11 protein-coding genes are annotated in these 13,173 nt (G+C 50.2%); 2 read left to right on the top strand and 9 right to left on the bottom strand.

All coding sequences use genetic code 11. The features are described from left to right. Positions 1-17: 17 nt before the first annotated feature. Positions 18-287, top strand: a complete 270-nt coding sequence (locus GTA51_RS21510; RefSeq protein ID WP_160962750.1) for a helix-turn-helix domain-containing protein — start codon at positions 18-20, stop codon at positions 285-287. Positions 288-1,070: 783 nt separating this feature from the next. Here GTA51_RS21510 and GTA51_RS15760 read toward each other — a convergent pair. The 6 genes from GTA51_RS15760 to GTA51_RS15735 all read right to left on the bottom strand — a co-directional run bounded on the left by GTA51_RS15760 (position 1,071) and on the right by GTA51_RS15735 (position 9,140). Further along, entirely contained in the window at positions 1,071-1,451 is a 381-nt protein-coding gene (locus GTA51_RS15760; RefSeq protein ID WP_160962748.1) for a hypothetical protein, read from the bottom strand. Between the two features lie 94 nt (positions 1,452-1,545). Next, positions 1,546-2,682: a family 8 glycosyl hydrolase gene (locus GTA51_RS15755; protein WP_160962746.1), complete on the bottom strand. Its 1,137-nt coding sequence runs from the start codon at positions 2,680-2,682 to the stop codon at positions 1,546-1,548. 7 nt (positions 2,683-2,689) lie between these two features. Continuing rightward, a complete protein-coding gene (locus GTA51_RS15750; RefSeq protein WP_160962744.1) occupies positions 2,690-3,895 on the bottom strand; it encodes a hypothetical protein in 1,206 nt (401 codons plus the stop codon). Between the two features lie 73 nt (positions 3,896-3,968). Further along, positions 3,969-6,854 (bottom strand): tetratricopeptide repeat protein, encoded by a 2,886-nt coding sequence (locus tag GTA51_RS15745; protein WP_160962742.1) that lies wholly within the window; start codon positions 6,852-6,854, stop codon positions 3,969-3,971. After that, a complete protein-coding gene (locus GTA51_RS15740; protein WP_160962740.1) occupies positions 6,835-8,424 on the bottom strand; it encodes a glycosyltransferase family 2 protein in 1,590 nt (529 codons plus the stop codon). The genes GTA51_RS15745 and GTA51_RS15740 overlap by 20 nt, the downstream gene beginning before the upstream one ends. Before the next feature lie 308 nt (positions 8,425-8,732). Then, complete coding sequence (locus GTA51_RS15735; protein WP_160962738.1) at positions 8,733-9,140, bottom strand: Ros/MucR family transcriptional regulator; 408 nt, start codon at positions 9,138-9,140, stop codon at positions 8,733-8,735. 353 nt (positions 9,141-9,493) lie between these two features. Between GTA51_RS15735 and GTA51_RS15730 the strand changes: the two genes are divergently transcribed. After that, positions 9,494-9,772 (top strand): HU family DNA-binding protein, encoded by a 279-nt coding sequence (locus GTA51_RS15730; RefSeq protein WP_160962736.1) that lies wholly within the window; start codon positions 9,494-9,496, stop codon positions 9,770-9,772. 1,614 nt (positions 9,773-11,386) lie between these two features. Here the strand turns inward: GTA51_RS15730 and GTA51_RS15725 are convergent. The 3 genes from GTA51_RS15725 to GTA51_RS15715 form a co-directional block, all read right to left on the bottom strand. Continuing rightward, a complete protein-coding gene (locus tag GTA51_RS15725; RefSeq protein WP_043637343.1) occupies positions 11,387-11,770 on the bottom strand; it encodes a diacylglycerol kinase in 384 nt (127 codons plus the stop codon). Between the two features lie 72 nt (positions 11,771-11,842). Continuing rightward, complete coding sequence (locus tag GTA51_RS15720) at positions 11,843-12,316, bottom strand: phosphatase PAP2 family protein (RefSeq protein ID WP_160962734.1); 474 nt, start codon at positions 12,314-12,316, stop codon at positions 11,843-11,845. 315 nt (positions 12,317-12,631) lie between these two features. Further along, positions 12,632-12,922, bottom strand: a complete 291-nt coding sequence (locus GTA51_RS15715) for an EF-hand domain-containing protein (RefSeq protein ID WP_160962732.1) — start codon at positions 12,920-12,922, stop codon at positions 12,632-12,634. Between the last annotated feature and the right edge of the window lie 251 nt (positions 12,923-13,173).

Raw genomic sequence — 13,173 nt, 5'->3', positions numbered from 1 at the left:
CATTATTGAATAGTTATATGACTTTACACTTTGAATTTCCCAAGACAATCTTCTGCAAAGGATACCCCGCAGCGCCCCGCTTTCTTGGAGAGGAAATCCGAAAAAAACGGATGGACCTCGGCCTTCAAATAACTGACTTGGCCGAAGCTCTGTCCGTTGACGAGAGCAGTATCCTCAACTGGGAAATACGCGGAGTCAAGCCAAAGAGGGGAAACTTGCGGAAGATTGAACAGTTCCTAAAAAAAGGTACGGCAGGGGTGGGGTGGGATAGAATCTCTGGTACCTAATCGAACCGGCAGCCGTCTTAACTCATCAATAGTATTGCAAACTCCTAAGCAGCTTTAGCTTCTTCGGTAGACTCAGTTTTTGTACTATCGCAATTCTTTAGACAAAAAATGGATTTAACAAAGATATTGTAATGCAAGTCTCTCTGCTCTTGCGACTCGAAGGGGACAAAATTGAAAACTACATCCCAGTTGTATCTCGATTTTTTCTTTTCCAAAGTGATGTCCTTCTTTGATAGTTAAGGACATCTTAGTGTAAAAATCCGGCCCGAATTGGCCCCGTTAATTGCGTCGAATGGGTCCTCTGTCGTCGCCCTACCCAGTCATAGCCAATGTGCCCCCCCGGTGACCATTTGCCCATTTTCCCGAGAGTGCCCTAATCCAGCACGGCCGGGGGGGCATAGGCATGGGCAAGGCGAACAGCACTATTCGGGTTAGGTGGCATTTTGTTGGCCAACCTTAACCCATCTCATATTCTGCGCAGAAAGGCACACAGGGAGTTTTTATTTGCAAATAGGGCGCTAGGCCGTCTGAGGTGGAAACTGCCCTGTGCTTGGCGTACACGCGGAAAATGGCCAGACCTTCGATACGCCAGGGCGCGGTGCATTTCTCGTGGCAGTCAGCACTCGGGAGGCTCTTGAAAGCCAAACAGCCCCTGGCCGTTATGGCGCAGGGGCTGTCGTCTTTTGAATGGTCCAGCAGGGCTAAATGTCGGTGTAAAAGTCGTCAGTTCCGGTCGAACCGACATGAGAATCCCAGCCGTCCTCGTTCCCATGGGGCAGCATTTCAGGAGCAATAAATATTGTTTTCCTGTCCATTCTCGGCACCCTCCCCGCGACGACGGAAGGTGTCCTTAAAGCATTCACTGAAATCCAAATGAAGAACGCGGTGGTGGATACCATTCACAAACTTGAGGGTACCAATGCGGTCAGGATTACTGCTCAGGACAATCCCGCGTTCATGGAGGTGCCTCCAAAGGCGGCCCTTGGTTTCAAGGCTTATTGGAATTGCCGGAATTCTGATTGAGTTCTGATTGAGCTTGGCCTGAAGTGCTTCAATTTCGAGCCGGAGCTTCCGGTTCTCGACAGTCAGTTCATGGACGAAGCCCAGCATGGGCCACGGTGTGTGCCTGACCACTTCAGACGTAATGAGCTTGGCAGACGCCATGGCGTGATCCATTTGAAAACAATGGGCATTTCATAGAAAATGTCCAGAGGGTGTGAGCGGGTACGAAAAATTACATTTCAACAAAACAAGCTTGTTAAGGCTCTGACTTGGCGGATATCTTTGAAGTAATGAATCCAGACCAAGCGGCAAGTCCGAACCATGTCCAATTGTTATCGTAGTACCGGTCTGGGTTGCGAATAATAGGTCTAAGTTTTTCGGGAGAAAGTTCTTTATCAACGAGAGCCTTGGCAATTTGCGGATAAGCCAATCCCAGAGAAGGCATCAGGCTGCCCAAAAAGCTTACGGATGTATCGTTTGATTCTTTTTTACTCGTCACACTGTAACGAGAGTATATCGTTCCATCCCGAGCCAATATGTCCACAATATTTCTGGTTCTCGACGGATCGCTGCAGGCGCGGAGATGATGGTTGAGAAGGCAATCCAGGGCCACGCGCCAGTAAATTCTCATCGCGTCAAATGAAAAACTGTCGGAAAGTTTGCCCTTACCCGCAACGGGCATAAAGGCTCCAGCTTCATCAATGACTGCGAAATCTGCAGGCAGCAGAACCCCAGGGGTTGACAGAAACTGCGACAACAGATCATAGGCGCGTTCTCGTACCCCAAGCCATTCTCCGTTCGGGTCAACGGAGGCAAAGGCGGGGTATGCGTAAAACGTAAAATAGGAAAAATTGATGATTCGTTCAGCCACTGCCCAGTTGCCGGCTCCGGGTATCCAGCCGGCGGGCAGCATAATTCCCGTATGCAGGCGGATAGCCGTCAGCAAGGTGCGCGCCCGCTCAAGATAAGCAGGCTCCTGGAAGGCCCGGGACGCTAGGATTAGGGCAAAAGTGATGTCCTGGTCAGCATCGGTTGCGGTGTTAGCGTCGATAACGCGGCCGCCGTCATCCGGCGTCCATTGCCAGGAATACAAGCCATCCGGACGGGCAAGATGAGCTTCAGTCCAATTGAACACCAGATCGAAAGTGGCCCTGTCCTCCATCCAGACTGCTCGCAGGAGAGCGTAGGACTGGCCTTCGCTCGTTACTTCCCGCCGGGCTTGGTCCCAAACATAGCCCTCAGGTTTGATAAACACGCCTTTGTAGGCGACCCAGGCCTCGTCCAGAAATGCCGCAGTCGGATTTTGGGGCAGGGCATCACGGGTGCATCCTGGCATAACCATCAACATGAGCATACAAAAAAAGAGAACCCAGTGATTTTTCCCTTGCATCATGACCTTCTCAAAATGAATATTTCAGAAATACGTTTGCACGGTATATCCAGTAATTGTCCGTATCAGCATAGGCGAAGCCACCAACGCCCAGCCTAAGGTCTTCGTATTTATAGGTTATGTTGACTAAGCCGTGAATGCCTTCTTGGGTTTCGCCATTTTTAGTTTGGTTGCGGGTCCAAAGAAGTTGAGGATTCACCTCAGCTTCCAAGTCAACATATTTAAAGTTATGAATTGTATGCAGCATGACGCCCGTGGTGATGTGTGAGTCTGGAGAAAAGTAACCTGCCTTGTTTTCAGTGCAGGACTCCACATAAAAATTTGGCCGAAGAACTGTCCAGTGCTTATCTTGACTCCACAAAACTGGGACCTGATAGTGGGCATACCCCCATCGGCGAAGATTACCATCTTCAAGGGAATCGAATCCACCGTCAAGGTGTAACTGCTGTTCTGGAAAAGTCACAATGTTGGCAAATATGCGTCCCTTATTAGCCGCCATGTCTGCCGCCATCTTGGTCATATCCTCTACCCGATTGAATACACGTGTGTCGAACTTGTCGTGTTCGGCCCAGAGGCTTTCCCGTTTTGCCTCCAATCCCAATTCGGATTCATTACCAAAAACGTATTTCACCCCGAGGCGGCCTCCGACAAGGTAGCCCCTATACATGGGCGTGCGACTCCAGCGGTTCAGGTCGCCCTCGCTGTCCATGGATAGTTGCGATTCCGGGCTGTTGAGGGTGAAGGTTTCGTAACCTGCGGCCCCCCAGACGATGATACGCGGCGTGAGAAAGAGATCCGCCACCCCCAGTGAAGCAGCCGTCCGCCAAATGTCGGTTTCACGGCGCTGGCTCTTTGCATCCTGATGAAGTTGGCCGGTCATGAAGAGCAAGCGGGCGTTGAGTGAGTCCAGAAAGTTGGCTGCTGCGAACAAACCACCATGCATTACTGTGATGTCGTTCTTGTCACGAAAACCTGAACTGTATAAGCTTACCGACGACTTACGCCGCGCTTCGAGTTCCTTTTCAGCTTTGGCTATTTCGGCGGACAGGGACTCGTCATTAGTTGCCACAACTGGCACCACGTCTTCCGACGGCTGAACCAGATGAGGGATGAAGGGGCGCAGTTCACCGCTTTCCTGAAGGGAGGAGGCCCCCACGTCAATAACCGGCAGGACCAGCAATCCCAGGGCCAGCAGGAATCGTGCGAGAGGTTTCATGGTGCTATCCCTTTTGCGTTTGCCCGATTTTACGTTACGCCGGGCTTGTGTCTGTTTTTCTGGGGCTGTTTTTTTACTGGTCGATGGCCGTCTGGGGTACGCTCGCGCCGTATTGCCGAGCCTTGTCAAAGCTCTCCCTAGCCCGCGCGTAGTCGCCGCGCCGAGTGGCGGCAATACCCCGCCATAACCACATTTTGCCCGGATCACCTTCGTCTGTTTTGGCGAGGTCATTGAAGATATCGTAGGCCTCAAGCTGACGATCCCTGGCTACAGCCACGTAACCCAGCCACTGACGGCCCTCGGGATGCGCCATGATGGCTTGCTTGTTCTCTCGCAACAACTTGTCCGCCTCAGAAATTTTACCTTGCAGATGCAGGGCCTGCACCAGGGCCAACGTGGCCTTAAATCCGCCTTCCCCAGCCTGTACGGCTTGCTGTGCCCAACTTTCGGCCATGGCGAATCGCTTGGCCGCCAAGTTTGCCTGGGCCAGTTCCAACAACAAGCCTTTGCTGCCTTTTTGGGCCACTACCTTTTCATATAAATTCAAAGCCTGGGCGTAGTTGCCCGAGTTGATGCCGTATCGGGCGGTTTCCAGCAATAACTCCGGATCATCGGGATTACCCGCCAGAAAGCGGTCATAAGCAGCCTTGGCGAGTGCCTTGTTGCCAGCCTTGTCTGCTGCACGGGCCAATTTAAGGGCGAGGCGGCCAACTGTGTTGTCTTTCTCCGCCTGCTGAAAGGCGGTCAGAGCTGCGGTGAATTGTCCGGCGTCGAAGCGCAGATCGCCAAGTGCTTCCAGGCTGTTGGCTGCTGTTAGCCATCCAGCTGTCATCGCTTTTTCGTAAAGGGCAAGGGCTTTATGCTTATTGCCTATCAATCTGTATTGTCCGGCCAGCCACTGGGTCTCCTGTGCGTTGAGCGGGCGCAGGCTGGCAAGTCGCTCGAGGATCGTTACGGCCTGCTGCGGCTGTTTTGATTCCATCGCTGTCCGGGCCGCCAGGAGCAACAGTTCAGGCGAAGTTGATACCGCCGCCCGCAGGGTCTGGAGTTGCTTTTGGGCTGCAGCAAGATCCCCGGTTTCTAGATAGGCCCCGGCCAGGGCCATGCCGGCCTGTGCGCGCTGGGCAGCGGGTATGCCCGTTGCGGCGAGAAAACGTGTGTACCAGCGGATGGCGGCGGGATAATCTTTTATCCAGGTGTACAGCCGGGCGAGTCGAAAGATGAGGTTGGGATCGGCGAGGACTGACGGGGGAGCCTTGCTCAGCACGGCTATGGCGGCGGTATGGCGTCCCTGGGCTTCGTAAAGCGTGGCCAGTTCATCAACCAAACGCGTGTTCTCCGGCTCGTCATCAAGCAGACGTCGATACAGATCTTCAGCCCGGCGCTTGTCTCCGGCCCTTGCCAGCAACCCAGCGAGCTTGAGCCGGGCCTCCCGGTTTCTCGGCTCCAACTCCAAGAGACGGTCCAAAGTCCTCGCCGCTTGGCTGGGCTGTTTAAGTGCGTCGTAAGCGTCGGCCAAATTGCGCAAAAAAATCGTATTTTGTGGCTGCCGGGTCGCCGCGGACTCAAGCAACGGGGCGGCCTCAGCGTATTTACCAGCCAGAAAGGCAGCGTTAGCAGCCAGTTCCAACTCTTCGGGGCGTTCGGTCAGATGCTGGAGATTGCGCGCAAGATCGTAGGCTTCTGCGTAGCGCTTCGCTCGCATCAGGAGCCAGGAATAGCGAAGTTTTGTTTCTTCGGAGGCTTGCTCCGAGGCTATCAGCGCTTTGTATTCTTTCTCAGCTGCAGCATCGCCGGGCAAAGGGTCGGGTATGGTGCCGGCTGCAGTTGCCACAGGGGCGGCCGGTGCGACCGCTGTCGAGGACGACACGACCGGGGCAAGGGCTTGATTATTGTTTTGGGCCGCCCGGTCCAGGGCGTAGGCCAGTTTTTCTCTGTCCAGCACAGCAGCCGATTCCGTCCTGGTCAATTGCAGGTACAGTTTGGCAGCTTCGTCGAACTTCTCAAGCTGCAGGGCCAGTTCTGCACGTGGGCGAAGATTGCCAGCGTCCGGGAAAGCAGAGAAAAGGGTGTAGGCTTCATCGAGACGTCCCAAGGCGCGCAAGGCTGTGCCCAGTTGGTTGGCGACGTCTGCGTTGCCAGGGTCAGTTTTGATAAGCTGTTCCAGGAGCGGCATAGCTTCGGAAAAAAGTTCAAGCTCCATAGCAAGTTGGGCACGCATAGTCGCATTGGTAGCTTGCGGAGCAGCTGTCAGGAGCGCATACGCTTCCGCCGTCTTTCCAACGGCCCGAAGCGCAATGACCAGTTGCCCCCTGGCCCAGTCCGAAAGCGCAGCGTCGGGAGAGACTGAAAGTAGTTTTGACAGGGTTTTCTGTGCGCTATTCCAGTCCTTCACGGCCATGGCCGAGGCGCTATATCCGCGCAGGTAGCCGGCGTTGTCTGGATCTCCGGCAAGCAATCGCTCATAATCAGCCATGGCCCGAACATGTTCACCGTATTGAGCCAAAATCCCGGCCCGTCGTTCCAATATGCTCGTGTCCAAGTCCGTTGCCGCAAGCTGGCTCAGGATTGTTGCCGCCTCCTGTGTCTTTCCCTGGGCCAGCAGTATTCTGGCCAGCCCAAGGCCAGCCTCTGGATCGTTGGGTGCAAGGGCCAGAGCCTGGCTATAGGCTTGGGCCGCTTCGTCGGGCAGTCCCAGCTTTTCGCAGATGGAGCCTTCAAAAACGAGATAGCCAGAAGTTTTTGCATCCCGGGTTCGCGCTTTGCGGATGGAGTTCCTGGCCGCTTCAAGGTCGTTTTTCTCCAAAAATGCCTGGGCGTCTTTATAGTACGAGTAACCGTCTTTCCAGAATTCAGGATTAAATTTATTGACGGTCCAGAGTGCGGCAATGACCCAGAACGCAATAAATCCCGCCAATATGAGGGTGCGTCGTTTTGATTTAATCGAGAGAATAGACATTGTCCGGGTCCTCCTCCGGCTCCCAATCGCCCGGGAACAGGGCAGCCCAGACGACCTGGGACATACTCCAGATGGCTATTGCGGAAATAAGGATATTGGCAGCGATAATTCGTGGCTCACAAAGGCCGAAAAACAAGGAAATAAAAGGCATGATGAGATTGAGCAGCAGAATGACAACCTGAGGCAAAATAGCCATTAGGGGCTGTTTGCTTTTAGAGGCCAGCGAGCAACCTAGTGTGGCATTGTTCGGGCAATATCCCGGTTTTTTCCCTATCGGGTAAAAAAAAGCCCGGACAATGCCTGACATATAGATTGGGAAAAGTCCGGCCAACATCCGGAATTGCTTTCCTGGCTGCTGCTTGTAGCAGAGATAGTGTGTTGCAATGATCATTGCAATAAAATAAATGGCACGTATTACAAGGAATTCACCCTCAGGACGGGTAAGAATTGTGTAGCCAGTAACATAACTCCAGATGGGAATAAGATAAAAAAACGGAAAAAGAAATGCGGAACAAATGTAGGAGAGCGCCACTGTCGAGTATTGAATTCTGGCAAGGAGGTTCAACCCTTTTTTAAAAAAAGGGTTGTCCCAAATGAAAATTCGCATGGTGTCTAAGGCCCATTGCCCGCGCTGCTGATAGACTCCGCCAATGCTCGTAGGGGCCAACCCACGGCTGAGTGCATGAGGAAAGTAAAACGATTTCCATCCGTGAGCATGCAGTGTATAGGATGTGGTAAGATCTTCGACAATATTCCATTCTACAAAGCCTCCGATGCTTTCCAGCGCTTCACGGCGGTATAGAACCCCTGTGCCACTGGAAATGGCCATGTCGTTATTGTCCATTCCAAGTTGGACGATATCGTAAAATACTTGTGATTTGTTGTAGAATGGATCGCCTTCCTGGGTCAGGTAGCTCTGCTTGGACTGGACAAATGCGACTTTTTCAAAACGCATGTAGCCGATCAATGCATTGAGCATGTTTGGCTGAGCAATTTGGTCTGCATCAAGCACAAGCACGAGATCGCCATGGGTCTGACGCAATCCAAAATTTAAGTTTCCCGCTTTAGCATTGGCATTTGGCTGTTTGCTTTTGGGACGTGAGAGATAATGGAATCCGAGAGACATTGCTAGGGTCTCTACTTCCGAACGGCCTGCGTCATCGAGCACGTAGCGCTCGATTGCCCCGGCATATTCAATACGACTTGCGGCTCGAAGAGTGGTAGTAAGGTATTGAAGGGGCTCGCTGTATGTTGGAATGAAAATATCCACGGAGAAGCTGCCGTCACCTGGTAAGCCTTCCGGAGATTTAAAGCGCAAACGCCAAAGACCGATTGTTGCAAAACAAAACAATCCCCAGCAAGCAATTTCCGCGAGCAAAAAGAGCGTAGCTGCAATCGCGTGCTCTCTGTTGACGGCTGCGTAGACCCAGTAAAGGTAAAAGAGGCCGATTATGATTGTGAGAAATGAAAAAAAACGGGCCTTGATTCGTCGAGGTTTGTCTTCGCAGTCAAAGAACCGTTTGGACGAGCATGAGCCTGTATTCTTTTTTCTTTTCAGGATTTTAAGCATAATACAGTCCTTCTTTCAGCAGGAAATGCAATCAATGCTGCCGAGCTTGCTCCGAACAAATTTGCAAAAAGGGGTCCATGGGGGGGGGCGGTCCGGACTTCGAAAATGGTGGACGCCAAGTGGCCGGGACCCGAATCGTCAGCCGATTTGGTCCCGAGTTGTCACCCCTGACAGAATTCTCCATTTTCGAGGATGGTTGTCTGGTTAGGCATGCATCCGTCAAGACAAAACAAGCCCCAGCACGGGAGGCGCGCTGGGGCTAAGGGGGAGGCCGCATCAGGCCGGGCGGCATCGAATGGTAAACATTGCTATTCGGCTTTGTCCTTGGTCCGCCGCTCCCAAAGCTTCATGTCTTTCATCTTGGTGCGGCGTGCCCGGGTCAAGGATTTACACGCAAGCCCCTGAGACTTTTTATAGCCGTATTTTTCCTTATATTCCTCGGGAGTTAGGCCATGGGAGGCCAAGTGCTTCTTGGTAATGACCTTGAAGGACTTCCCACACTCAAGGCAGGTAACCGAGGATTCCTTGATGGCCTTTTTCGGGTCCATGGCCGAGGCGGTAGCATCGGCATCACTGGTGGCGATTTGGCCGGTGCTGAGAGCAGCAATACCCTTGGCGATGGAATTGACCATGCTGACGATTTCATCTTCTGTCATGGGTCGGGCAGTAGCCTGGGCCTTCACAATCTCAAGAGCGCATTGAAGATATTCGTCCATTATGTCCTCGCTGGATGGCTTTGTTGCAAAATGAAAAATACTGATAAGAAGAATAATCACAAATTCAAGGCAATTGTCAAGCGCTAAGTTCTATAAAATTTCAGTGTGATTCAGCTAGAGTGTTCTTCGGAAGCATGTGTAATAAAAATTTATGAACAATTAGTTTTATTGTGTGGGTATTTTTGCTTAATACATAGCGCAGTAATATGCACTGACTGATTTGTTTCGCGAAAAGGAAGCGTTGTGATGGTTTTGGAGAAGCTGATAACGCTTGGATGAAAATCCACTTGGCGGCATCTGAATGCTTGCAAGTCTTTTGGATAGTTAATACTCTGTCGACATGGGGGTGTAGAATGAACAGAGGCGAACTAATCAAAGTGCTTTCTGAGAAGTATAATCTTGATCCGCAATTTGCTGCCGACTTTGTAATCCATTTTTTTGACTCTATTAAACAAGCTCTGAACGATGGAGGCCGCGTAGAGCTTCGTGGATTCGGTTCATTTGCAGTAAAAAATTATGAAAGCTATACAGGTCGGAACCCTAAAACTGGCATTCAAGTGGAAGTGAAGCCTAAGAAGCTCCCTTTTTTCAGGCCAGGAAGGGATTTGAAAGAATATCTTAACCGCAAATAGCTTGAAGCAATGGTCTCTGGGAAAGACTCGCGAAAATGGAGAACGCCAGGCCCCGTGGACCCGATGAAAGCCGTTTGCAGGTCCAGTGTTCGCCCCGAAACGACATTTACCATTTTCGCAGGGGGGCAAATACCTCCGGCCCAGTCGGAGCAGATGTCCAGAATAATGTCCAGGGAGGCGTACCGTGCGATTTCGGCTCTTTGGCGACGAAAGTCCGCGCAGAGTGCCAACGGCCGCCAGGGAGGCGTTTAGGGGCATTGGGGACGCCTAAAAAAGCCTCGCCGAATCCCATGTGGGACCCGGCGAGGCTGCTACTCGATTTTATTGCAAGTGCTGTCGAAAACCTGTTCCTGCAACCCTACGTGACTTTTGTCAGCTTGCGCCGGTCATTGCGACCAGGCCGATCGCCGTAGCTCCTAGCGAGAAGGTTATTCCCTTTCGCTTTGTCGGGTCCCGAAGAGAACCTTCGGTGCCGTAACTACTGGCTCTCGTTTAGCCGGGCGCGGAACATCATGTCTTCTTGTGCGCTTTCACGCTGGTTTTCTTTCGACAACTCCACTACACCAAGTATCTTGTTCTGCTGTTGACTTCGGTATCGGAGTCTTGGTCTTCATTTCGACGATTGGCGCTTGCCTATCGTCTTTTCAGCCCTTGTGCACCGCAGTTGGGGCTTTCAGTCTTGGGCGACTCGCTTCGCCATTTATGGAACAATGTAGTCCATCGGCGTTAACCATCCACCTGATGTTCAGTTGAGCGTTGCCGCCAATCTTAAAACAGTCACCATTCTCTACTGCGTCAGTCGTTCTTGGCATAAATTCGTACTGTGTCGCAGTCATGTACGATAAGAAAAGTCTTGTCGTAATTCAGGCCGGGGTTATACACCCTGAATGGCCTTCATTTTTGGCGACTTAATTCGCCGGTTATGGGAGTTGGCATTCGTGACAGCGCTACTCCTGTTAGAGTTAGCCCCGTTTATGGGGTGCCTGTATTTTTAAAGATAATGGTTTGGACCTCATTGTAAAGGGGCCTTGTCTGGAATGCTGAAAATTTTGCATTGATCTAGGAATATTCGCGTTTTTTTGAAGCGAATAGCCGCCGTGGAATTGCTTGACGGCACAACTAGGCTCCATTTTTTGAAATTGCTAATAATACTAGGTGCTAGAGGTAGGCTGGTATCGGGCGCTGTTCCTGTTCGGCCAGTATTGGTGCCGCTGGGCACCCCGGTGGAGCCACCGCCAGGGATTGCACGACAGTGCTATTCGGGTTTGCCGGCCGCGCTCGTGAAAATTATCGACACCTGTGACCACAACGCGGCCAGCCTACCGTCCATTATCTTTCAGGAAGTGCATCCGCATGAACACATGTCGATCACAGCCTTGCCCGGTTGCCCAGTATTGAACACCACTACCTACAACTCGAGGATTCGTCAGTTCCCAGAGGCTTGATAATTTGTGGCATTAGATATGCTGCTATACTGCTTGTGAAAGTAGATGTTCTTCTTTGGCTTTAATCCTGGGTAGATCTGTGAATAGTTTCAAACACAAGATTTAAAAGTTATGGGAAATTTCAGACTCAAATTCTGTTATTCGTTAAAAACAAAATAAACATCTTGCCTTAATAGTTTTTCAAAAATTTTACTGTCTCAGCGCCTAAAACAACGACCCAAAGAAGAATCGATATTCCAGTGGCAGCAGCTGATATATCTTTAATTACTTTAATCTTCTCATTTTCATGTGTTTCAATAAAGTCACACAGGGCTTCAATGGCGCTGTTGAACATTTCGGCAATAAGCACCAAGCCTGTGGCCGCCATAACAAGAAGAGCGTCTATCCATTGATGCAGGACGATACAGATCAAAAGCATAAGTATTGAAAGATATACTTTGTAAGCGACACTAAAATCATAACGAATAGCATAACGAAGACCAGAAAGGCAAACCTTAATTTTTCGAATTGGGTGATACCCATATTCTCCCTGTCCGAGAAACTTATTTCGCACGTGTAATTCCTCCTTTACAGATACAACCGGGATTAAATCTTTCCAGCCATTTAGATTTTGGAAGTCATGGGGTCATTTTCTAAATAAAATAACATAGTACAACCCAGCTACGACAATCATAGCTAGAATAAAACCTGCCAGGACATCTGAAACATAGTGAACTTGAAGGTAAATGCGTGAATAACCTACGCAGAATACCAAAAACAGGTTCAAGACAGAAAACAATGTTGCCCATGTTGGCGGAAGGAATTGAAATATAACAAAGGTTAAGGACAAGAAAAAAGAAGTTGCCTGAGCTGTGTGAGCGCTGGGGAATGACCAGTCAGGTGGCATAGCCACAATAAGTCCTTCAGAGGAAGGGCGCGGACGGCGAAATAATAACTTTGCCACATGGACAGAAGCTACAGTAAGTAGCAAGCTTAAACTAATAAAAGTTGATTGGGCATACTTTCCATCCAAAACCAACAGGAGGCAGAGCAACATAGATAAGGGCAAAAGAACATATAATGAACCAATCCAGGTGATGGCAGTAAAAAATAAGTCCATAGTGGCTTCCTGGTGGTTATTAAGATCTTTTCAGAAACAACTATATCTCAATAGATTTGTAAACTGTAGCAGTCGTTCTGCCTTTTGCATCGGAATTTATTTACACGATGGTTAATGAGCGTTGATTTGAAGGCAGAGGCTAACAAAAACAATATATCTCATGGTAAGCAAAATTTCATCACTTTAACATAAAATGCACAATTGAAATAGGCCGAGAAATTAATTGTTGTTGTCCATTAATCTTGCAACTCTAGATTAATGGTCCATCCATACATCATTAATACCCCAGCCTTTCTGTTCACAGAGCGTCTTTAGCTATTTCTTCTCGTCGGGATTGTTTGAATCTTTATGGCCATAACCGTGTGCCTCCTTGAAAGCGTGCCATTCGTCATGGTCTATGCCACCAGATTTGTCGACGTCGATGATGGCAAATGCCGCTGCTGGGTCGCCATTCGCTTTAAAAAATTCAACGAATTCTTCTTTTACAACAACCTTGTCGCTGTTTTTGTCAATATCTCCAAAGTGGCCGTCATATTTTCCGCCAGCAATAGCAAAAACTGCAATTAGAAGTGCACTCAGGAAAGTTAACACAGCAAATTTTTTCATAAAACCTCCGGATAAGTTGATCCTACAAAATACGATTGATTTCGATTCCGTCAACCCTTCTGGGCAATGCATCACGTGGGCAAAATCCGAGACGGTAGACTCTCCATTTTGCCCAATCAAAATTGGTTCTTCGACGTTTCAAATGGAATTCATTGAGCAAGGAAGTCGGCAATTTGGGCTGCGATCAGGTAGATCATGGTGATGAAGTTCGTGACGTTTCGGTAGCCTCTGGCCCTGGCGCGAGCGGCCTG

The sequence above is a fragment of the Solidesulfovibrio aerotolerans genome, assembly GCF_009856865.1.
GTDB classification, from domain to species: Bacteria; Desulfobacterota; Desulfovibrionia; order Desulfovibrionales; family Desulfovibrionaceae; genus Solidesulfovibrio; species Solidesulfovibrio aerotolerans.
The sequence above is the reverse complement of the archived record's forward strand: the minus strand, read 5'-3'. Positions and strand labels throughout refer to the sequence as shown.